This is a genomic window from Aeromicrobium endophyticum (assembly GCF_003586285.1).
Taxonomy (GTDB): domain Bacteria; phylum Actinomycetota; class Actinomycetes; order Propionibacteriales; family Nocardioidaceae; genus Aeromicrobium; species Aeromicrobium endophyticum.
Window position 1 is genome coordinate 1,062,678 of sequence record NZ_QUBR01000002.1, and the last position, 20,690, is coordinate 1,083,367.

General features: G+C 71.3%; 21 protein-coding genes and 1 tRNA gene. 4 read left to right on the top strand and 18 right to left on the bottom strand.

Going from position 1 to position 20,690, the window contains the following annotated elements:
* Positions 1-2: 2 nt before the first annotated feature.
* The 12 genes from DX116_RS15705 to DX116_RS15760 all read right to left on the bottom strand — a co-directional run bounded on the left by DX116_RS15705 (position 3) and on the right by DX116_RS15760 (position 10,989).
* Positions 3-1,007: an ABC transporter permease gene (locus DX116_RS15705; protein WP_119705155.1), complete on the bottom strand. Its 1,005-nt coding sequence runs from the start codon at positions 1,005-1,007 to the stop codon at positions 3-5.
* Between the two features lie 3 nt (positions 1,008-1,010).
* The gene (locus tag DX116_RS15710; RefSeq protein ID WP_119705156.1) at positions 1,011-2,549 is read right to left on the bottom strand and encodes an ABC transporter substrate-binding protein; all 1,539 of its coding nucleotides are present in this window, start codon (positions 2,547-2,549) and stop codon (positions 1,011-1,013) included.
* A 21-nt stretch (positions 2,550-2,570) separates the two neighbouring features.
* Complete coding sequence (locus DX116_RS15715; RefSeq protein WP_119705157.1) at positions 2,571-3,947, bottom strand: serine hydrolase domain-containing protein; 1,377 nt, start codon at positions 3,945-3,947, stop codon at positions 2,571-2,573.
* Between the two features lie 153 nt (positions 3,948-4,100).
* Positions 4,101-4,173, bottom strand: a tRNA-Asn gene (locus DX116_RS15720).
* An 8-nt stretch (positions 4,174-4,181) separates the two neighbouring features.
* Complete coding sequence (locus DX116_RS15725) at positions 4,182-4,769, bottom strand: sigma-70 family RNA polymerase sigma factor (protein WP_119705158.1); 588 nt, start codon at positions 4,767-4,769, stop codon at positions 4,182-4,184.
* Positions 4,770-4,844: 75 nt separating this feature from the next.
* Positions 4,845-6,767 carry a DNA primase gene (gene dnaG, locus DX116_RS15730; protein ID WP_119705159.1) on the bottom strand — a complete coding sequence of 641 codons (1,923 nt, stop codon included), beginning with the start codon at positions 6,765-6,767 and terminating at the stop codon, positions 4,845-4,847.
* A 159-nt stretch (positions 6,768-6,926) separates the two neighbouring features.
* Positions 6,927-8,159, bottom strand: coding sequence for a deoxyguanosinetriphosphate triphosphohydrolase (locus DX116_RS15735; RefSeq protein ID WP_119705160.1), 1,233 nt, complete (start codon positions 8,157-8,159; stop codon positions 6,927-6,929).
* Positions 8,156-8,626, bottom strand: coding sequence for a GNAT family N-acetyltransferase (locus tag DX116_RS15740; protein ID WP_119705161.1), 471 nt, complete (start codon positions 8,624-8,626; stop codon positions 8,156-8,158). Before DX116_RS15740 ends, DX116_RS15735 begins: the two co-directional genes overlap by 4 nt.
* 19 nt (positions 8,627-8,645) lie before the next feature.
* Entirely contained in the window at positions 8,646-9,497 is an 852-nt protein-coding gene (gene mutM / locus DX116_RS15745; protein ID WP_119705162.1) for a bifunctional DNA-formamidopyrimidine glycosylase/DNA-(apurinic or apyrimidinic site) lyase, read from the bottom strand.
* A gap of 2 nt (positions 9,498-9,499) precedes the next feature.
* The gene (gene rnc / locus DX116_RS15750; protein ID WP_119705163.1) at positions 9,500-10,264 is read right to left on the bottom strand and encodes a ribonuclease III; all 765 of its coding nucleotides are present in this window, start codon (positions 10,262-10,264) and stop codon (positions 9,500-9,502) included.
* Positions 10,210-10,395 carry a 50S ribosomal protein L32 gene (gene rpmF, locus DX116_RS15755; protein ID WP_056607529.1) on the bottom strand — a complete coding sequence of 62 codons (186 nt, stop codon included), beginning with the start codon at positions 10,393-10,395 and terminating at the stop codon, positions 10,210-10,212. Before rpmF ends, rnc begins: the two co-directional genes overlap by 55 nt.
* Before the next feature lie 3 nt (positions 10,396-10,398).
* Positions 10,399-10,989 carry a YceD family protein gene (locus DX116_RS15760; protein WP_325048622.1) on the bottom strand — a complete coding sequence of 197 codons (591 nt, stop codon included), beginning with the start codon at positions 10,987-10,989 and terminating at the stop codon, positions 10,399-10,401.
* Positions 10,990-11,113: 124 nt separating this feature from the next.
* Here DX116_RS15760 and dinB point away from each other — a divergent pair, with 124 nt between their 5' ends.
* A complete protein-coding gene (gene dinB, locus DX116_RS15765; protein ID WP_119705164.1) occupies positions 11,114-12,313 on the top strand; it encodes a DNA polymerase IV in 1,200 nt (399 codons plus the stop codon).
* A 15-nt stretch (positions 12,314-12,328) separates the two neighbouring features.
* On the opposite strand, the gene DX116_RS15770 is transcribed toward dinB, so the two are convergent.
* The 6 genes from DX116_RS15770 to DX116_RS15795 form a co-directional block, all read right to left on the bottom strand.
* Entirely contained in the window at positions 12,329-12,565 is a 237-nt protein-coding gene (locus DX116_RS15770; protein WP_119705165.1) for a DUF1059 domain-containing protein, read from the bottom strand.
* Between the two features lie 95 nt (positions 12,566-12,660).
* Complete coding sequence (locus tag DX116_RS15775) at positions 12,661-13,497, bottom strand: sigma-70 family RNA polymerase sigma factor (RefSeq protein ID WP_119705166.1); 837 nt, start codon at positions 13,495-13,497, stop codon at positions 12,661-12,663.
* Positions 13,498-13,534: 37 nt separating this feature from the next.
* The gene (gene coaD / locus DX116_RS15780) at positions 13,535-14,008 is read right to left on the bottom strand and encodes a pantetheine-phosphate adenylyltransferase (protein ID WP_119705167.1); all 474 of its coding nucleotides are present in this window, start codon (positions 14,006-14,008) and stop codon (positions 13,535-13,537) included.
* The gene (rsmD, locus tag DX116_RS15785) at positions 14,005-14,568 is read right to left on the bottom strand and encodes a 16S rRNA (guanine(966)-N(2))-methyltransferase RsmD (protein WP_119705168.1); all 564 of its coding nucleotides are present in this window, start codon (positions 14,566-14,568) and stop codon (positions 14,005-14,007) included. Before rsmD ends, coaD begins: the two co-directional genes overlap by 4 nt.
* The gene (gene recG / locus DX116_RS15790) at positions 14,565-16,706 is read right to left on the bottom strand and encodes an ATP-dependent DNA helicase RecG (protein WP_119705169.1); all 2,142 of its coding nucleotides are present in this window, start codon (positions 16,704-16,706) and stop codon (positions 14,565-14,567) included. Before recG ends, rsmD begins: the two co-directional genes overlap by 4 nt.
* Positions 16,706-18,292 (bottom strand): DAK2 domain-containing protein, encoded by a 1,587-nt coding sequence (locus DX116_RS15795; RefSeq protein WP_119705170.1) that lies wholly within the window; start codon positions 18,290-18,292, stop codon positions 16,706-16,708. The genes recG and DX116_RS15795 overlap by 1 nt, the downstream gene beginning before the upstream one ends.
* Positions 18,293-18,464: 172 nt before the next feature.
* Between DX116_RS15795 and rpmB the strand changes: the two genes are divergently transcribed.
* Genes rpmB through DX116_RS15810 form a run of 3 tightly spaced genes read left to right on the top strand, consistent with a single transcriptional unit; the run spans position 18,465 to position 20,593 of the window.
* Complete coding sequence (rpmB, locus tag DX116_RS15800) at positions 18,465-18,650, top strand: 50S ribosomal protein L28 (protein ID WP_108577479.1); 186 nt, start codon at positions 18,465-18,467, stop codon at positions 18,648-18,650.
* An 18-nt stretch (positions 18,651-18,668) separates the two neighbouring features.
* Positions 18,669-20,081, top strand: a complete 1,413-nt coding sequence (locus DX116_RS15805; protein WP_119705171.1) for an amidase — start codon at positions 18,669-18,671, stop codon at positions 20,079-20,081.
* A gap of 8 nt (positions 20,082-20,089) precedes the next feature.
* Positions 20,090-20,593 carry a GNAT family N-acetyltransferase gene (locus tag DX116_RS15810; RefSeq protein WP_199716099.1) on the top strand — a complete coding sequence of 168 codons (504 nt, stop codon included), beginning with the start codon at positions 20,090-20,092 and terminating at the stop codon, positions 20,591-20,593.
* Positions 20,594-20,690: the final 97 nt, after the last annotated feature.

The following is a 20,690-nucleotide window of genomic DNA, read 5'->3' on the forward strand; positions in this document are numbered from 1 at the left end:
GCTCAGTCCTCCAGGATCATCGAGCGCGGATCGAGAAGGGCCAGGCTGACGTCGACGATCGAGTTGATCACCAGCACCCCGAGGCCGTACATCAGGATGATCGCCTGGACCACGGGATAGTCCTTGTTGAGGATCGACGACGTGATCGTGCTGCCGAGGCCCGGCCACGCGAAGACGTTCTCGACCAGCACGGTCCCGGCCACCATGCCGGTGAGCAGCAGTCCCGACAGGGTCAGGGCCGCGGTGAGCGCGTTCGGCAGCGCGTGGCCCAGGTACACGCGGGCGGACGGCAGCCTCTTGGCGCGGGCGGTGCGGACGAAGTCGGCCTGCAGCACCGCCACCATCTCGACGCGGATGACGCGGGCCAGGATCGCGGCGGGGCCGATCGCGAGGCAGGCCACCGGGAGGACGTACGCAGCGGCCGAGGAGTTCCCGGCGACCGGCAGCAGGTCGAGCTGGACCCCGAACACGTAGACCAGGGCGACGCCCAGCATGAAGTCGGGGATCGTGCCCAGCACGACGCTGGTGGTCGTGAAGCCGAGCTCGGTGCGACGGCCGTGGCCGCGCCTGGTCAGCACCCCGGCGGCGACACCCGCCGGCACGGCGATGAGGACCGCGAGCAGGAATCCGAGCAGCGCGAGCCACAACGTCGCCGGGAGCCGTTGGGAGATGATCTCGGAGGTGGGCACCTGCGAGATCAGCGAGGTGCCGAAGTCTCCGGTGAGCAGCCCCTTCAGGTAGTGCAGGTACTGCTGCCACAGCGGGTCGTCGAGGCCGAGGCTGGCGCGGCGCGCCGCGACGACCTCGGCCGAGGCGGTGCGACCGAGGGCGCCGCGCACGGGATCGCCCGGGATCAGGTGGATCATCAGGAACGCCGCCGTCACCAGCACCCACAGCGACACCAGCAGACGACCCGCGCGCCGTGCTCCGAACCGCACCCAGGGGTTGGCGGTCCACGCCCCGCGGGTGCGCGTCGGGGCGGCCCGGAGGGCCTCGGTCGTCGCCATCGGTCAGTTCGCCAGCATCCGGATGCTGGTGGGCACCATCTGGCCCGGGTACTCGAACGTGGCACCCGCCCGGTACGCCTTGCCGACGCTGTTGGCGAAGGGGATGACGTCGGCGTCCTTCACGAGCGCGGACTCGGCCTCGAGCCACGTCGCGCAGCCCTCCTGGCCCGTCATCGTGGTGGCCTTGGCCACGCCGGCCTCGTACGCGTCGTTCGAGATCTCGGCGAAGTTGGTGCCGTCGGGCGCGGGCGGACCCGACAGGAACGGGACGATCTGGTCGGGGCTGCTGACGTTGAACGCCAGCCACGCGATGTCCCAGTTCTTGGTCCCGAAGATCGTCTCGTCGATCGCGGTGCTGCTCTGGCTCTTCGCGGTGACCTTCAGACCGGCGGCCTTCCACTGCTCGACCGCGAGCTCGACCGCGGCACTGATGCCACCGCCGCCGGCGCCGCTGTAGATCATCGTCATCTCGGGAAGGCCTGACAGCACCTTCTTCGCGGCCGCGACGTCCTGCTTCGGCATCGCGTCGGTCACCGAGTCGCCCTTGCACGCCACGGGGTCGAGGGCCGCGAACGTGGTGGGAGGAGTTCCCTTGCCCGCCGTGAGCACCTTGCGCAGCTTGTCGAAGTCGAGCGCCTGGGTGAGGGCCAGACGGACCTTCGGGTCGGCCGTCGCGCGGCCCGGCGTCTGGTTGTACCACTGCTCACCGGCCACGGCCCCGGTGTCCGACGTCGTCAGCCCCGCCTTGTCGAGCCGCTTCTGGTCGGAACCGATGACCAGCGCTCCGTTGAGCTCCTTCGACAGCAGCAGGTTGGCGGCGGTCGACTCGTTCTCGATGATCTTCATGACGATCGTGTCGGGCATGCCCTTCGTCGCGGTGGTCGCGCCGCCCGGGCCCCACGTGTAGCCGTCCCGGATGGCGTAGGTGTACTGGTTGCCGGGTGCGGCCGCCGTCAGCTCGTAGGGCCCGGTGCCGCTGCTGGTCTTGGCCAGCGAGGCGCGGTCCTTGAGTCCCTTGCCGCAGATGATCGGGACGCTGGCCAGCCCCTCCATCACGAACGGGGCCGGCTCCGCGAGGGTGATCGTCACGGTGCGTGAGGCGTCGTCGGCCTTCGTCGTGGCTCCGGCCGGCAGGAACGTGCCCAGCATCTGGTTCTCGTTCTTCGGGTCGGAGATGTAGTCGAGGTTGGCCGCCACGTCGGACGCGGTCAGCGTCGAGCCGTCGGAGCACGTGATCCCCTCGCCGATGGTCGCGGTGACGGTCGTGCCGTCGACCGTCCACTTCGAGGCGATGCCCGAGACGATCGAGCCGTCCTTGGGGTCGATGTTGACCAGGCGGTCGTAGGCCAGCTGGCTGATGCTGAACAGCGAGCTCGACACCGACGACTGCGGGTCGAGGTTGCCCGGGTCGGTGCTCAGCGCCATGCTGAACGTCCCGCCGTCGACGACCTTGGCGTCGCCCGACGACGATCCACCTCCCCCGCAGGCCGAGAGGGCGGCGGCCGTGAGGCCCAGGCTGAGTGCAGCTGCGAGACGCTTCATCGAAGATCCTGTCTGGCCGGTTCAGGCGCGCCGGATGGCACGGCCGATAAAGAGGTACTGGGCGTTGCCGTGCTGGTCCTCACCGAGGAACGTGTGGGGAAGGTGCATGCCGCGGTCGGCCTTCAGGGGGATGAGGCTGTCGTGGCCGAAGGCGACGAGCTCCAGCCGCTCGGGCTCCTCGCCCATGTCGGCGAACATCCCCTTCATGACGAGGTCGACCCAGATGCGTCCGTCGTCCTCCTGGCTGACGACCAGGTCCATGACGTCGGCCGAGTAGGTGCCCACGTAGCGCGAGGCGTCGATGCGCTCGGGGTCCGACGGTGGGACGGGCAGCTCGGGCAGGCTCGTGGCGGTCAGCTCGTCGATGACCCGGCCGACCACGTCGTAGTAGAGCGACATGACGTCGCCGCCGTTGGTCAGCAGGGCGACCGCGAGGCCGGTGCCCGGCACCATCCGCAGGAAGGCGTTCTGGCCGATGGTGCTGCCGTCGTGGCCGATGATGTCGCCTGCGTCGACGTCGAAGCGCTCGAAGCCGAGGCCCCACGACGTCCCCATGATGCCGGTGTACGGCACCCCGACCGCCCGGGCCTGCATCGCGGCCGCGGTGCCCGGCGCCAGCACCTGCGTGCCGTCGGACGCCTCGCCGTCCGCGAGCTGCATCTGCGCGAACGCGAGCAGGTCGCGGGGCCGCATCGAAAGCATCGAGCCGGCCGGGGCGTTCGACCGTGCCATCGCCCAGACAGGAGCGGGCTCGTAACCCGAGGCGCCCTCGACGTGCCCCATGGCCGCGCGGAACGTGATCGCCTCGTAGGGCGAGGTCGCGGTGTGGGTGAGGCCGAGCGGCGCGATGACGTGCTCGCGCAGCGCGACGTCGAACGGCTTGTCGCGCAGCACCTCGACCAGGCGCCCCAGCACGCAGAAGCCTGCGTTGTTGTACGAGAACTGCTCGCCCGGCGTGAACAGCTGCGGCACGTCGGCCAGCAGTGCCACGTACTTCTCGAGGCAGTCGTCACCGACACCGGTGTCGGTGAAGATGTCGCCCTCGAAGCCAGCGGTGTGGTTCAGCAGCTGCCGGGTCGTGATGACCGCCGCGGCCGACTCGTCGGCGATGCGGAACTCGGGCAGGTAGGTGCGGACCGGCTCGTCCAGGTCGACCAGGCCCTCGTCGACCAGCTGCATCACGAGGGTGCTGGTCCACAGCTTGGTGATCGACCCGATCTGGAACACCGAGTCAGGCGTCGCCTCGACGCCCGTGGACAGGTTCAGCAGTCCGGCGGCACCGTCGACGACCTCCCCGTCGTGGAGCACCGCCCAGGCGGCCCCCGGCACGCCGTGCTTGCTCAGGAGGTCGGGCAGCTCGCGATCGAGCCAGGTCTTGGTCGAGATGAGTTTGCTCACACGTCGAACGTAGGACTCCCACCGCGGACCGTGTTCGTCGTCACCGACGAATTGACGCGGGTCAGGTTCGTCACTCTCGACGAATGTCGGACGGCCAGGCGCCTGCCCTCAGAACGACGAAACCCCCGCCGAAGCGGGGGCTCGTGGGTGATGCTCCCCCACTTGGACTCGAACCAAGAACCCTCCGATTAACAGTCGAATGCTCTGCCAATTGAGCTATGGGGGATCGGCGCCTCACTGATGAGGAGCACGGTGGACAACATTAGCAAGCCCCCGGCGCAGTTGTCGCATCGCCTTGGCCTCGACCGTGCGCACCTGCGAGATCGTCAGGCCGAGACGCTCCCCCACGGACTGGCGTGACAGGCGAATCGCGCCCGGACACCCCACCCCGAAGCGCAGACGGAGCAGCTCGAGCTCGTCGGGCGGCAGGCTGTGGAGCAGCTCGTCGAGCGCGGACGAGTCGTCGCGAGGCTCGTCGTCGACGGCCGGGTCGACGTCGTCCAGCGGCACCTCGGGGCGGTGCCGGCCGACCATCTCGGCGCCCACCCAGTGCCACGCGTAGGTGGCCAGGCGCACGCCCCGCTCGGGGTCGAAGCGGTCGACGGCACGGATCAGGCCGACGGCGCCCGACTGCACGGCATCGGCCAGGTCGTCGTCGCGGATGCCGAGCAGACGGGCTCGCAGCGCCACCGAGCGCAGCCCGGACGTGATCAGGTCGTGGCGGGCCCGCGCGTCGCCGTCGCGCGCCCGTCGGGCCAGGGCGAGCTCCTGCTCGGACGTGAGGGGCGTGGACGACAGGAGGCTGCGGACGAACGGATCCATGCCGCCAGCCTCGGCGAGGTCGCGCGCCGGCGGCAGGTCCGTCGAGCGACCTGTGGATCGCCGCCGCCGACCCCGTCAGCTGGGGACGTCGCCGCTCAGCAGACGGTCGCGCAGCCCGCGCAGCTGCTGCTCGAGCGCGATCAGCTCGCCGAACATCTGGTTGTAGGGATCGGCCTGCTCGATGGGGTTGGTGCGTTGCAGCTTCGACTTGATCTCACCGATGCGCCGGCCGAGCGTCAGCATCTGCAGCCGCAGGATGACCGCCGTGACCACCGCGCCGGTGTTGCCCTCGCGCGCCCGCATCGGCTCGACCGCGGCGATCGACAGGATGCGCTTGGCGTCGTCGTCGGTGATCGAGTCGGCCAGCTTGGGCAGCCACGTGGTGTCGGGGCCGCTGGGCCACGCCATGGCCTCGACGTGCTTCCAGATCACCTTGGAGATCGGGTGGGTGAAGTCGTTGTCGTCCAGGTCGTCGGCGTGCACCGCCACGAGGTGCGGGTGCTGCACGATGGCCTTGAGCGCCTCGCGCTCGTCGGCGAACTGCGGCTGGCCGAAGTTGACGGCCGGCGACGGCAGCGGCGCCTCGTCGGTGGGCCCGTGCGGTGCCCCCGGACCAGTGCCCTGCGCCGGGGCGCTGGCCGCGCTGGACGCCGTCTTGGCGGCGATGGCGACCCGGCGCCGGTGCTCGCTGCGCACCTGGTCGACGTCCGTGCCGACCCGACCGGCGATCTCGCGCAGCAGCTCGTCGACCTTCGAGCGGTCGCGGATCGCCGACGCCAGCCCGACGGCCTCGCGGATGGCGTCGACGCGCTGGTCGCCGCGGTCGAGGTCGTACTTGCCCAGCATGTTGTCGAGCACGAAGCGGTAGAGCGGGATGCGCGAGGCGACGAGCTCGCGCACCGCCGCGTCGCCGTCGGCGAGGCGCAGGTCGCACGGGTCCATGCCGCGCGGCTCGACCGCGACGTACGTCTGCGCGACGAACTGCTGGTCGCCGTTGAACGTCTTGAGGGCCGCCCGCTGACCGGCCTCGTCGCCGTCGAAGGTGAAGATGACCTCGCCGTGGAAGGCCTGGTCGTCGAGCATCAGGCGCCGCATGACGCGCGCGTGGTCCTCGCCGAAGGCGGTGCCGCACGTGGCGACGGCGGTCTTGACGCCGGCCTCGTGGCACGCCATCACGTCGGTGTAGCCCTCGACGATGACCGCCTGCCCGGACGACGAGATCGACCGCCGGGCGAGGTCGAGCCCGTAGAGCACCTGGCTCTTCTTGTAGATCGGCGTCTCGGACGTGTTGAGGTACTTGGCCTCGACCCGGTCGTCGTCGAACATGCGCCGGGCGCCGAAGCCGATGATCTCGCCGGTCATCTCGCGGATGGGCCACAGCAGGCGTCCGCGGAACCGGTCGTACAGGCCGCGGCTGCCGCGCGAGGCCAGACCGCCCACGACGAGCTCGTCGTCGGTGAACCCCTTGCCCTTGAGGTGGGCGACGAGCTGCTCGCCGCCGCGGGGCGCGAAGCCCATGCCGAAGGTCTCGGCGGCGGCCTGGTCGAAGCCGCGGTCCTTCACGAACTGGCGACCGGCCTGGGCGTCAGGCGACGACTGCAGCGTCGTGGCGTAGAACTCGCCGGCCTCGCGGTGAGCTGCCAGCAGCCGGGGCCGCTGGTTGGGGTCGCGCCGCGGGCCCGGCGTGCCGCCGTCCTCGTAGCGCAGCGTGATGCCGGCCTTGGCCGCGAGGCGCTCGATGGTCTCGACGAAGCTGAGCCCCTCGATCTCCATCACGAACTTGAACACGTCACCGCCGGCCCCGCAGCCGAAGCAGTGGTACGAGCCGACCGACGGACGGACGTTGAACGACGGGGACTTCTCGTCGTGGAACGGGCACAGCCCCTTGCGGGAGCCGCCGCCGGCGTTCTTGAGCGTCACGTACTGCTCGATGACCTCGTCGATGCGGGTGCGTTCGCGGACGAGCTGGATGTCCTCGTCCTTGATGCGCCCGGCCATGAGGTGAATCGTAGTCCGCCCCGCCCACGTCCCCCGCCCGGGCGGTGCGTGTGCCACCGTCCGCCGTGGCGCGGTGAGCACGCCACCGTATGAAGCGATTTTCGCGGTCTTGCGGTGGCATGCGCACCGCTGCGCGCGGTGACGCCGTGCGGGCCGCGCTCAGGTGAGCAAGCGGGCGGCCCACGCCCGGGCGGAGACGTCCGTGAGGCTCGCGACCTGGTCGATGACGACGCGTCGGCGGGCGGCGTCGTCGGACGCTGCGGCGAAGTCGGCGGCGAACTCCGCCTCCAGCTCGCGTCCGTCAGAGCGGTCGAGGACGTCGACCAGGGCCAGCAGCAGCTCGCGCTGACGTCCGAGCAGGCCGGCCCGGTCGTCGGCCATCATCACGTAGTGTGCGGCGATGCTCTTGAGCACCGTGATCTCGTCACGGGTGTCGAGCGGCACCTCGAGGTCGGCGGCGAAGCGGGTGAGCGGGCCGCCTCCCCACGCCTCGACGGTCGCCCGCTCGGCGGCGCGCGCGAAGCGGCCGATCAGCGCGCTGGTGAGGCTCTTGAGCACGGCACGCGCGGCACGACTGCCGTCGAACGACGTGGTGGGCCACTCGGGCATCTGCTGCAGACGACCAAGGGCGGCGTCGAGCCGGGCGTCGTCGGCGGTGACGTCGTACCAGTCGCGGGCGACCGCATGGATCGCGGCGATGTCGAGCTCACCGTCGCGCAGACCGAACCAGCCCCCCACGACGCCGTCCTCGACGTCGTGCACCGAGTAGGCGATGTCGTCGGACAGGTCCATGACCTGCGCCTCGATCGGACGACGCAGCGCCGGTGCCCCGTCGCGCAGCCACGCGAACACGGGCAGGTCGTCGGCGTAGACGCCGAACTTGGCCGAGCCGTCGGGCGCCTCCCCCCGCGCCCAGGGGTACTTGACGCACGCCGACAACGTCGCCCGGGTCAGGTTGAGGCCGACGCTGCGACCGTCCGGGGTGAACGTCTTGGACTCGAGCCGGCTGAGGATGCGCAGCGTCTGGGCGTTGCCCTCGAAGCCGCCGCACGCCTGGGCGGCCTGGTCGAGCGCCACCTCGCCGTTGTGCCCGAACGGCGGGTGCCCGAGGTCGTGCGCCAGGGCGGCGGAGTCGACGATGTCGGGGTCGCAGCCCAGCGCCTTGCCGAGCTCGCGGGCCACCTGTGCGACCTCGAGGGAGTGCGTCAGCCGGTTGCGCACGAAGTCGTCGAAGCCGGGGCCCATGACCTGCGTCTTGGCCGACAGGCGGCGCAGCGCCGCCGAGTGGACGATCCGGCCGCGGTCGCGCTCGAACGGCGTCCGCCCCGAGCGCTTCGGTGGCTCGTCGACGAACCGCTCCGACGCCTCGTCCCCGTAGACCTGGTCGCTCATCGGATCTGCTTGGCCATCGTGAGGTCGGTGGTCTCGAAACCAGACGACTCGTACAGGCTGATCGCAGTCTCGTTGTGGCCGAACACGTGCAAGCGCAGGGTCGCGATGCTGTGATCGGCGCACCATCCCTCGGCCGCCTCCAGCAGCGCTCGACCGAGGCCCTCGCCGCGGCGTCCCTCCACGATCTCGATGTCGTAGACGAACGTCTCGGGCGTCGCCGCGATGGGATCGGTGAACAGCCACAAGAACCCGACCTCGTCGCCGTCCACCAGCGCGACGAAGAGGTCGTGCCCCGGAGTGGCCACCCCCTGCGGCAGCAGCTCGGCGTTCTCCCGGGCAGAACGTTCGAGCGCGCCCTCCTCGGGCCAGGTGCCGGCGTCGATCTTGTCCTGGGCGAAGCTCGCGACCAGGTGCTCGTTCCAGAGGATGAACCGCTCGGCGCTCATCGGTTCCAGCGTCAGGCTCATGCGCGGAAGGCTACCGGGGTCAGAAGCGACCGTTGCGCGGGCGGGGCTGGCACACGGGGCACCAGAACGACGAGCGGTTCATGAAGGCGTCGCGGCGGATCGGCGTGCCGCACCGCTCGCAAGGCCGTCCCTCCTGGCCGTACGCCTTGAGCGACCGGTCGAAGTAGCCGCTGTTGCCGTTGACGTTGACGTACAGGGCGTCGAACGACGTGCCGCCCTGCGCCAACGCCTCGGCCATGACCTCGCCGATGTGGCCGAGGAGCGACTCGATCTCCTTCGTGCGCAGGTGACGCGTGTTGCGCGCGTAGTGCAGGGGTGTGCGCCACAGCGACTCGTCGGCGTAGATGTTGCCGACGCCCGAGATGAGCGTCTGGTCGAGGATCGCGCGCTTGACGCCCGTCTGCCGCCGGCGGATGCGGGCCGCGAACTCGGTGGGGTCGAACAGCGGGTCGAGCGGGTCGCGGGCGATGTGCGCGATCTCGGGCGGCAGCTCGCCGCCGTCCTCGCTGTACGACATGCCGCCGAAGATGCGCTGGTCGACGAAACGCAGCTCGTTGCCGTCGTCGAGCGTCAGGGTGATGCGCAGGTGACGCGGCGCCGGGGCGTCCGGCGACGACACGAGGAACTGGCCGCTCATGCCGAGGTGGCACAGCACGGCGTCGTCGCCGGCCAGCTGCATCCACAGGTACTTGCCGCGGCGGGCGGCACCGACGACCGTCTGGCCCTCGAGCCGGTGGACGAAGTCGGCCGGGCCCGCGAGGTGCCGCCGCAGCGACCGGACGTCGTGCACCGTGACGCCCACGACGGTGCGACCGACCACGTGGTCGACGATGCCGAGGCGGACGACCTCGACCTCGGGCAGCTCGGGCACCGTCAGGTGCCGGGGGTCTCGAGGTCGGCGCTGATCTGCCGCCAGGCGATCTCGGCGACCATCTGCTCGGCCTCCTTCTTGGAGCGACCGTGCCCCCCGGGGTACGTGCGCTCGCCGACCACGACCTCGGCGGTGAAGCTCTTGTCGTGGTCGGGCCCCGTGCCCACCAGCACGTAGTGCGGCACGCCCAGGCCGTTGTTGGCCGCGATCTCCTGCAACGACGTCTTCCAGTCGAGGCCGGCGCCGAGCTCGGCCGCCACCGCGATGACCGGGTCGAACACCCGGTGGATGACCTCGGCGGCACGCTCGATGCCGAACTGCACGTAGATCGCGCCGAGGATCGCCTCGACCGTGTCGGACAGGATCGAGGCCTTGTCGCGGCCACCCGTGGACTCCTCGCCCCGGCCGAGTCGCACGTGCTCGCCGATGCCGAGCGTGCGCGCCACCTCGGCCAGCGCCTTGGCGCTGACGACGGCGGCGCGCAGCTTGGCCAGCTGGCCCTCGGGCAGCTCGGGATGGGTCGTGAACAGCGTGTCGGTCACGACCAGGCCCAGCACCGAGTCGCCGAGGAACTCGAGACGCTCGTTGTTGGGCACCCCGCCGTTCTCGTACGCGAACGAGCGGTGCGTCAGGGCATGCTGAAGGAGCTGCGGATCGAGGTCCTGGACTCCCAGGACCTCCCGCAGCTCCTCAGCGTGGGGTGACGCAGAGATCAGAGGACCTGGCGGCGCTCGCCGCGAGCTCCGTACTGACCGCACTTGGTGCATGCGTGGTGCGGCTGCACCTTGGAGTCGCACGCGGGGTTGGCGCAGTCGACGATCGCCGTCGCGGTGGTCTTCCACTGCGAACGACGGTGACGCGTGTTGCTGCGCGACATCTTCCTCTTCGGAACGGCCACGATCTACTCCTTGCTGTCGTCGGACGAGATGTCCGACTCTGACTGGTCGGCTGGTGGGACCGGTTGCTCCACCAGCTGGCTCAACGACGCCCACCTCGGGTCGATCGCCTCACCGTGTGTGTGCCCTGGATCATCCGCGAGTCGTGCCCCACACTCGGGGCACAGTCCCGGACAGTCCGGAGCGCACAACGGGTTCTGCGGCAGTGCGAGCACCACCGCGTCCCGCAGGACGGGCTCGAGGTCGAGCAGCTCGTCCTCGAGGACATGATCCTCTTCGTCCGTCTCCTCCTGGCTGGAGGGTGCGTCGTAGAGGTAGAGCTCCTGGAATCCCACCACGACAGCCTCGTCGATCGGGTCCAGGCACCGCACACACTCGCCTGCGGCCGGTGCCGAGAAGGTCCCTGTCGCCAGGATCCCCTCCATGATCGCCTCGAGCCGGAGCTCGAGCTCGATCGTGGAGCCCTCGGGCACGGCGTAGACGTCGTAACCCATCTCTGCCGGCGCCTCGACCGTACGGGTGAAGTTGCGTTCGGCACCCGGCTTGCGACCCATCTCGTGGGTGTCGAAGACCAGGGGTCCGGTAAGCACGCTCACTCATCCAATTCAAGAGCACGACAAGAGATCGACCTGCGAGCAGGCCGAAGAGAATCGTAACCCGCCGGGCCGTGCCGAAGCCAATCGGCCGGCACGTGTCGGTGGCGGGTGCGACAGTGGGCGCATGGCCGATGGCACCCTGACCGAGGGCACCGTGCTGCACGCCGACCTCGATGCCTTCTACGCCTCGGTCGAACAGCGCGACGACCCGTCGCTGCGGGGCCGCCCGGTCATCGTCGGCGGCGGGGTGGTGCTGGCGGCGAGCTACGAGGCCAAGGCACGCGGCGTCCGCACGGCGATGGGTGGTCGGCAGGCGTTGCAGGCCTGCCCCGAGGCCGTCGTCGTCCCGGCACGGTTCGCCGCCTACACCGAGGCGAGCCGCGCGGTGTTCGAGGTGTTCCACGACACGACGCCCATGGTCGAGGGCATCTCGATCGACGAGGCCTTCCTCGAGGTCGGCGGGCTGCGCCGCATCCGGGGCCTGCCGTCCACGATCGCCACGCAGCTGCGCGCCGACGTCCGCGCGCGGGTCGGCCTGCCCATCTCGGTGGGTGTCGCGCGCACCAAGTACCTCGCCAAGGTCGCCTCGGCCGTCTCCAAGCCCGAGGGCATGCTCGTCGTGCCGGTCGAGCGCGAGCTCGCGTTCCTGCACGCTCTGCCGGTCGAGCGTCTGTGGGGCGTCGGCAAGGTCACCTCGGCCAAGCTGCGCGACGCCCGCATCGTCACCGTCGGTGACGTGGCCGAGATGTTCGAGAGCGAGCTCGTCCAGCTGCTCGGGTCGGGGGCCGGACGCCACCTGCACGCGCTGGCGCACAACCGCGACCCGCGGCCGGTGCAGACCGGGCAGCGGCGCAGCTCGATGGGCGCCCAGCACGCCCTCGGTCGCGGCGAGCACTCCCCCGCCGAGCTCGACCTCGTGCTGCTGACCCTCGTCGACCGGGTCACCCGGCGCATGCGCGAGAGCCGGCGCACCGGCAGCACCATCACGATCCGGCTGCGGTTCGGCGACTTCACCCGCTCCACGTCGTCCCACACGCTGGCGCGGCCGACCGCTCACACCGTCACGGTCCTCGACGTCGCCCGCCGCCTGCTCGCCTCGCGGTCAGGCGCCATCAAGGAGAAGGGCATCACGCTGATCGGCGTCTCCCTGGGCTCGCTCGACGACCAGCCCGCCCAGCTGGCCCTGCCGCTCGACGTCACGAGCGGGGCCGAGCTCGACGACGTCATCGACGCGGTGCGCAACAAGTTCGGCGGCGCGGCCGTGCGCCGGGCCGTCCAGCTCGGGGAGACCGACCCGGGCGCGGCGCCCCACCTGCCCGACTGAGCCGCCCCGGCGGGGTCAGCTCTCCGGGAGGTCGGCGAAGGTCTTCTTCGCGGCGTTGTACCAGCCGAGCGACTTCTTCGGGTGGCGCCAACGGCTCTTCATGTCGTCCCGCGCCGGCTGGTGCGCAGCGTCGCCGGCCTTCTCGGCCTCCTTGAGGTGCCGGTCCTGGGCGTTGATGACGTCGTCTGCGGTCTCGCCGCGGTGCTCGACGTCGCACGGACCTCCGAGCTGCCTGCAGGTCATGGTCTTCATGGTGGTCACCTTTCGTGGTGCGCGATGTCTGGTGCGCGGTGTGCTGTCAACCCTCTGACGACGGCGGCCGGGACGATGTGACGGGTGCGCTCACATCACGCCCGACGAAGACCACCGTCGCGCCTGATCACCCGCTGGAGCAGGTCGGGATCGGCGCGGAAGACGATGGCCGCCACGGCACCGTCGACGACCTCGAAGTCGAACACCACCTTCGCGTCGCCTCGGTGGAACCAGGCGAAGGCCGGTCGGTCGTCCACGAAGACCGGCAGCGCCGCGGTGGCGCTGCCGTCGAAGAAACCGGCGATCGCCTCACGACCCTCGATCGACGTCGGGGTGCCTGCCGCCACGGCGGCCGCGTCAGCCGTGACGCCGGCCTCGGGAGCCAGCAGCGCGAGCAGGCGACCGAGGTCGCCGCCACGGGCCGCGGCCATGAAGGCGTCGACGACCTCCCAGTCGGCCAGGCCGTCGTCGGGGGCGGGCTGCGCGATGCGGGCCCGGGCCCGCGAGGCCAGCTTGCGCGCGGCCGCCGGCGTGGTGTCGAGCACCGCAGCGATCGTCGCGAAGTCGACGCCGAAGCTGTCGTGCAGCACGAACGAGACCCGTTCGGCGGGCGAGAGCCGCTCGAGCACGACGTGGAGCGCCGCGCCCACCGAGTCGGCCAGCGCGATGTCGTCGGCGGGGTCGCCGCCTGCCTCGACGGCCGGAGCACCCTCGACGGGCACGGGCACGCGCTGCCGCAGGCGGTCGAGGCACAGCCGGGTCGTGACCGTGGTCAGCCAGGCCGGCAGGCTCTCGATCGTCGCCCGGTTGCGGTCGAGCCGGAGCCACGCCTGCTGCACGACGTCGTGCGCCTCGGCGGAGTCGCCCAGCACGCGGCTCGCGATCGCGGTCAGACGGGGTCGTTCGGCCTCGAAGGCAGCGGTGGGGTCCATGTCTGTCTGACGCCGGTCGCGGGACGGACGTGACCGCCTACGCGTACTTCTTCTTCAGCTCGTCGTTGACGAAGCCGGGGATGAGGCCTGAGACGTCGCCGCCGTGCTTGGCGACCTCCTTGACGAGGCTGGACGCGAGGAACGAGTACTCCGGCGACGTCGGGATGAACACCGTGTCGACCTCGGTGAGGCTGCCGTTCATCTGCGCCATCTGCAGCTCGTAGTCGAAGTCGGTGACGGCCCGCAGCCCCTTGACGATCGCGTCGACGCCGTGATTGGTGCAGAAGTCGACCAGCAGGCCCGTGAACGAGGCGGTCGTGACGTTGGGCAGGTGCGCCGTGGCCCGGTCGAGCAGCTCGAGGCGCTCGTCGATCGTGAACAGGCCCTGCTTGTTCTGGTTGACCAGCACGGCGACGACGACCTCGTCGAACAGTCGCGCCGACCGCTCCACGATGTCGAGGTGACCGTTGGTCACGGGGTCGAATGATCCGGGGCACACGACCTTCGTCATGCCGAGACGGTACCGCAGCGCCCGTACCAGAGCGTCGTCTCGCCGTACTTCTTGCTGCGCAACGGCTCGAACCCGTCCGGCCACGCGAAGGGGTCGCGCGTCGAGCGCTCGACGACGAACAAGGCGTCCGGCTCGGCGAACGATCGCCCGACCGCTGCGACCAGGCTCGCGAGGACGGGCGTGGGGACGGCGTACGGCGGGTCGACGAACACGAGGTCGAACACGTCGCGGTCGCCGTCCTCGACCCAGCGCTCGGCCTTGACGCGTGTGACGGAGCCCCGACCGCCCAGGTCGGCCAGATTGCGCTTGACGACGGCCGCCGCCGCGGTGCCGGCCTCGACGAAGACCGCGTAGTCGGCGCCGCGCGACAGCGCCTCGAGCCCCAGGGCGCCCGATCCGGCGAACAGGTCGAGCACCCGCAGGCCGTCGAAGCCGCCCAGCTCGGACTCGAGGGACGAGAACATCGCCTCGCGGACCCGGTCGGACGTCGGCCGGGTGCCGTCGCCCTTGGGCGTCTGGATGCGGCGTCCGCCGTAGGCTCCGGCGATGATGCGGGTCATGTTCGCTCCAGGTAGTCGGCCTGCTCGGAGTGCTCGAGGTCGTGCACCGCGGCGGCGAGGGTGGGATGACCGGCGAGCGACGGATCGGCGTCGACGACCGCGTCGGCGGCCGACCGGGCGTCGTCGATGACCTCGCCGTCCTTGACCACCGACAGCAGCCGCAGGCTCGACCGGACGCCCGACTGAGCCGCGCCCAGCACGTCGCCCTCGCGCCGCAGCTCGACGTCGAGGCGCGACAGCTCGAAGCCGTCGGTGGTCGAGGCGACGGCGTCGAGCCGCTCGCGCGCCGGCGAGTCGGCATCGCTACCGGTGACCAGCAGGCACAGGCCGGCCTCGGACCCTCGCCCCACGCGCCCGCGCAGCTGGTGCAGCTGTGACATGCCGAACCGGTCGGCGTCCATGATCACCATGACCGTGGCGTTGGGCACGTCGACGCCGACCTCGACGACGGTCGTGGCCACGAGCACCTCGATGTCGCCGGCGGCGAAGGCGTTCATCGTGGCGTCCTTCTCGTCGGGCGTCATGCGCCCGTGCAGCGCCCCGACCCGCAGGCCGTGCAGCTGGCCGCCGACGAGCTCGTCGTGCAGCTCGACGAGCGAGTGCGTCTCGTTGGTGCCGTCGTCGTCAGGCCCACCGATGCGGGACACCACGACGTAGGCCTGCCGCCCCTTGGCGACCTCCTCGCGCACCCGCTGCCACCCGCGCTCGAGCCAGGCCGGGCGCTCGGCAGCCGGGACGACGGTGGTCTGGATGGGCTGGCGCCCCGCCGGCAGCTCGCGCAGCGTCGAGACCTCGAGATCGCCGAAGACCGTCATGGCGATCGTGCGCGGGATGGGCGTCGCCGTCATGACCAGCACGTGGGGCTTCACCGCGGCCCGGTCGACCAGGGCCGCGCGCTGCTCGACGCCGAAGCGGTGCTGCTCGTCGACCACGAGCAGGCCCAGCTCGGCGAACTGCACGTGATCCTGGATCAGCGCATGGGTGCCGATGACGATGCCGGCCTCGCCCGACGCGGCCTCGAGCAGAGACGCGTTGCGGGCCTTGGCGCCCATCGAGCCGGTGAGCAGGCGCACGCGCGTGGCGACGTCGGCCGAGCCCAGCATGCCGCTGCGCGCCAGATCGCCGAGCAGGGCCGTGATGCCGCGGAAGTGCTGGGCGGCCAGCACCTCGGTGGGCGCCAGCAGGGCCGTCTGCGCGCCGGCGTCGACGACCTGCAGCATCGACATCAGCGCGACGATCGTCTTGCCCGAGCCGACCTCGCCCTGCAGCAGCCGGTGCATCGGGTGGGTGCGGGCCAGGTCGGTCGAGATCTCGTCGACCACGGTGCGCTGCCCGTCGGTGAGCGTGAACGGCAGCTGCTGCTCGAACCGGTCGCGCAGCCCTCCGTCGATCGGCGCCCGGGCCGACGCGCGCTCGTGCTCGAGGGCGCGTCGGCGCTGCGCGAACACCGTCTGGACGACGAACGCCTCCTCGAACCTGAACCGCTTCTGGGCGTTGACGGCCTCGCCCATGCCGTGCGGCCGGTGGATGCTCTCGAGCCCGGCGCGCAGGTCGGGGAAGCCACGTGCCGCGCGGACGTCGTCCGGCAACGGGTCGTCGAGCTGGTCGAGCGCGTCGAGGCACAGGCCGACGCACGTCTCGAGCTTCCAGGTGGGGACCGCCGCCGTGGCCCGGTAGATGGGCAGGACGCCCCGGGAGAGGCGTGACTCGGCGGTGTCGCCATCGGCGTCGAACAGGTCGTAGTCGGGGTGCGTCAGCTGGAGCTTGCCGTTGAACGCGCCGACCTGCCCCGAGAACAGGCACATCGAGCCGGGCTTCATCCTCTCGGCGAGCCACTTCTGCTGGAAGAACGTGAGCGACAGCCGCGCACCGGTGTCGTCGGTGACGACGACCTCGGTGCGGGTGCGCTTGCCGCCCGGCCCGAACGAGTAGTTCTTGGCCTCGACGACCCGGGCGAGCACCGTCGCGTGCTGCCCCACCTGCAGGCTCGACAGGTTGCTGGCCCTGCCCAGCTCGACGTAGCGGCGCGGGTAGTGCCGCAGCAGGTCGCCCACGACGTGCATGTCGAGGTGCTTGGCCAGCGGCTTGGCCGTCTTGTCGCCGAGGACGTTGACGATCTTGGTGTCGAGGTCGGCCATCACTCCACCGCGATGAACAGCGGGTAGTTCTCCTGCCCGCCCTCGTAGACGACCACGTCGACATCGGGTCGCGCCTCGCGCAGGTGCTGCGTGATGGCGTCGCCGTGGCCGGGATCGGCCCCCTCGCCGAGCACCACCGTGACCATCTCGCCGGACGGCGACAGGATGCGGTCGATGATCTCGAGGGCGACCGACAGCACGTCGTCGCCGATGACCGCGAAGTCTCCGGTGATGGCGCCCAGGACGTCGCCGGGGCCGACCGGACCGACCATCGTCATGCCCGGCTCGGTGGCGAGCGTGACGGCACCGTGCTGCGTGTGGGCCGCGGCGCTCGACATGGCCACGACGACCTCGTCGAAGCCGAGGCCCGGGTCGTGCACCGCCAGGGCCGCCAGGCCCTGCACCTGTGCGTGGGTGGGGATGACCGCGACGCGGACGCCGTCCTGCCGGGCTGCCTGGGCCGCCGCGACGAACTGGCCGATGTAGCGGTTGTTGTTGGGCAGCACGATGATCTCGCCGGCGTCGACGTCGTGCAGCGACGCGCTCATCTCGGCGACCGTGAGCGGACGGGCCCGCGTGAACTCGAGCGTCTGGGCGCCGGCGTCCTGGCACAGCGCCGTGAGCCCCGCACCCGTGGTGGCGGCGATGATGACGCGCCCCTCACGCGGCCCCTTGGCCATCTGGTCGGCGAAGTGCGTGACCGCGATGCGGTAGGGACGCCCGGCGGCGATGCCGGCCTCGATCGCCGCTCCGACGTCGTCGACGTGGACGTGGACGTTCCAGAGGCGCTCGCCGCCCACGACCACCAGCGAGTCGCCCAGCCGCATCAGCTCGGCGCGCAAGGCCGGGACCCGGTCGTCGTCGGCCTCGAGCAGGTACATGACCTCGTAGGACGGGCCGTCGGCGCTGAGGTCGTCGCCCGCGACCTGCGCCGGCTGGGGCACGTGCGCCAGCACCTGGGCCGGCACCCGGCCCGTGAGCGCCTGCTCGGTGGCGTCGAGCACGACCACGAGCGCGCGCCCCCCGGCGTCGACGACCCCGGCGCGCTCGAGCAGCGGCATCTGCTCGGGGGTGCGGGCCAGCGCCGCACGGGCCGCACGGGCCGCCTCGGCGAACGCGGTGCGCGCGTCGACACCGGCCTCGGCCGCCTCGGTGGCTCCCGCCGCGGCCGCCTTGGCCACCGACAGGATCGTGCCCTCGACGGGTGCGCCCACCGCGGCCCAGGCCGCGTCGGAGGCGGCCGCGAAGGCATGGGCGACGTCGGCGGCGCCGACCTCGCGATCGATCGGCAGGTCGCGGAAGCACGCGCGCACCAGCTGGGACAAGATGACGCCCGTGTTGCCCTTGGCGCCCGTGAGCAGGCCGTCGACGTGCGCCTTGACGACCCGCCCGAAGCCGGCGTCGTCGGGCTGCGCCTCGACGGCGTCGGCACCCGACATGAACGTCAGGTAGGCGTTGGTGCCGGTGTCGCTGTCGGGCACCGGGAAGACGTTGAGCGCGTCGATCTCGGACCGGGCCGACGACAGCGCGGCCGCGCACAGCTGCGTCCACGCGCGGAAAGCCGCGACGTTGAGGGTGAGGCCCATGGGGCGAGGCTATCGGTCGGGTCCCCCACGACGAGGGACCCGACGGCCTGATTCGCGTCAGCACCGGCTCGTCGGCTATCCTTGAGCGGTTGTCTGCTGGCCGTTCGGCCGGTGGGCGCCCACTTTCGTTCGAGCACCGTCTCGAGAAGTCTCAAGCTTTCAGGAGTTCGCCATGGCTGCGGTCTGTGATGTGTGTGCCAAGGGACCTGGTTTCGGCCACAACGTCTCCCACTCGCACCGACGCACGAAGCGTCGTTTCGATCCCAACATCCAGCGCGTGCGCGCCGTCATCAACGGCACCCCGCAGCGTGTCAACGTGTGCACCTCGTGCCTCAAGGCCGGCAAGGTCTCGCGCTAGTCAGCACCCGGTCATCCCATGACCACCCGCGTCCACGCGTTTCGTGACGACGCCATCGGCGACCTCGACTCTGTCGGGGTCGCCGCTGCTGTTGCCGCTGGGACGATCAGTGCCCGCGAGGCCACCGAGGCGGTGATCGCCCGGGCCGAGGCGCTCGACCCCGTGCTCGACGCGATCCAGACGCGCGACTTCGACCGCGCACTGGCGGCGTCCGAGCATCCCGCGCACGGCATCCTCGGCGGCGTCCCGTCGTTCGTGAAGGACAACACCGCGGTCGCCGGGCTGCCGACCGACCAGGGCTCCCTGGCCGTCAGGTCGCGACCGGCGACCTCCGACGCCCCGTTCACCGAGCAGCTGCGCGCGGTGGGCCTCGGCGTGCTCGGCAAGACCGCGATGCCCGAGTTCGGCTGGAACGCGTCGGCCGAGTGGGCCACCCTGCCGCCCACCCGCAACCCGTGGCACACCGAGCACTCCGCCGGCGGGTCGTCGGGCGGTGCAGCGGCCCTGGTGGCGTCCGGCGTCGTCACGATCGCCCACGCCAACGACGGCGGCGGCTCGATCCGCATCCCGGCGGCGGCGTGCGGGCTCGTCGGGCTCAAGCCCACCCGCGACCGCGTCGTCCCGGCCGCCGAGGCCGCGTCGATGCCCGTCGACGTCGTGTCCAACGGCGTCGTCACCCGCACGGTCCGCGACACGGCCCACTTCCTCGCCGGCACCCAGCGGTTCCGCGCGCCGGCCGCCCTCAGGCCGCTCGGCCTGGTCGAGGGCCCGTCCGACCGCCGGCTGCGCATCGGACTGGTGCTCGACTCCGTCACCGGCCACCCCACCGACGACGGCTGCCGTGCCGCGGTGCTCGCCACGGTCGAGCGGCTGACGGCCCTGGGGCACGACGTCGTCGAGGTGCCGGTCCCCGGCGACGCGGTGCGGTTCATGCACGCCTTCAAGCACTACTGGTCGCTGCTCGCCTTCAGCACGCAGCACTTCGGCAGGCACGTCATGCACAGCCCCGACTTCGACCGGCGGCTCACCGACCCGCTCACGCAGGGGCTGGCCCGCCGGTTCGTGCGCAACGCCTGGCGCACGCCCGCGGCCATCCGTACGCTCAAGCGGTCCGAGCACCTCTACCAGCAGGCCTTCGACGACGTCGACCTCATCCTCTCGCCGACCCTCGGCTACGTCACGCCCCGGCTCGGCCACCTCTCGCCGGCGGTCGACTTCGACGTGCTCTTCGAGCGCTTGGTGCAGTACGCGGCCTTCACCCCGCTCAACAACGCCTCGGGCGGCCCGGCGATCTCGCTGCCACTCGAGCAGACGCCCGACGGACGTCCGGTCGGCGTCCACTTCTCGGCGGTGCACGGCGACGAGCAGACCCTGCTCGAGCTCGCCTACGAGCTCGAGGCCGACCGCCCGTTCGCCCGCATCCAGGACTGAGCCGCGCCGTGCCCCTGGTCCTTCGCCGCATCGGCCTTCGCGACGAGGCGCAGATCCGGGCGGCGGCCGCGACGATGGCCGCCGACGGCGGGCGCTGGTCGCTGCGCTTCGACCCCGACCTCCCCTGGGCCGACTACGTGGCGCTGGTGGGCGAGCGAGAGACGTCGGCCGGCCCCTCCGACGTCGCGCACGCCGAGCTGGTCGCCGACGTCGACGGGACGGTCGTCGGACGCGCGACCGTCCGGCTCGAGCTCGACGACTTCTTCCGCACGCTGGGGGGCCAGATCGGCTACCTCGTGCTGCCCGCGCACCGCGGACGCGGCCACGCGACCGAGATGCTGCGCCAGTCGCTGGTCTTCCTGCGCGAGCACGGTCACCCCGAGCCCGTGCTCGTCACGTGCGACGACGACAACGTGGCGTCCGCGACGGTCATCGAGCGCAACGGCGGCGTGCTCGAGTCGGTCGTCTCCGGCGTCGGAGACGTCCCGAAGCGCCGGTACTGGATCGGGTGAGACTTGCGGTCCCCCGGTCAGGTCCGATCGCCCACCACGCCTCGCTGGACGGCGGCTTCGCCGCGAACCGCTCACGCTCCGCTGGCGCGCTTCGACG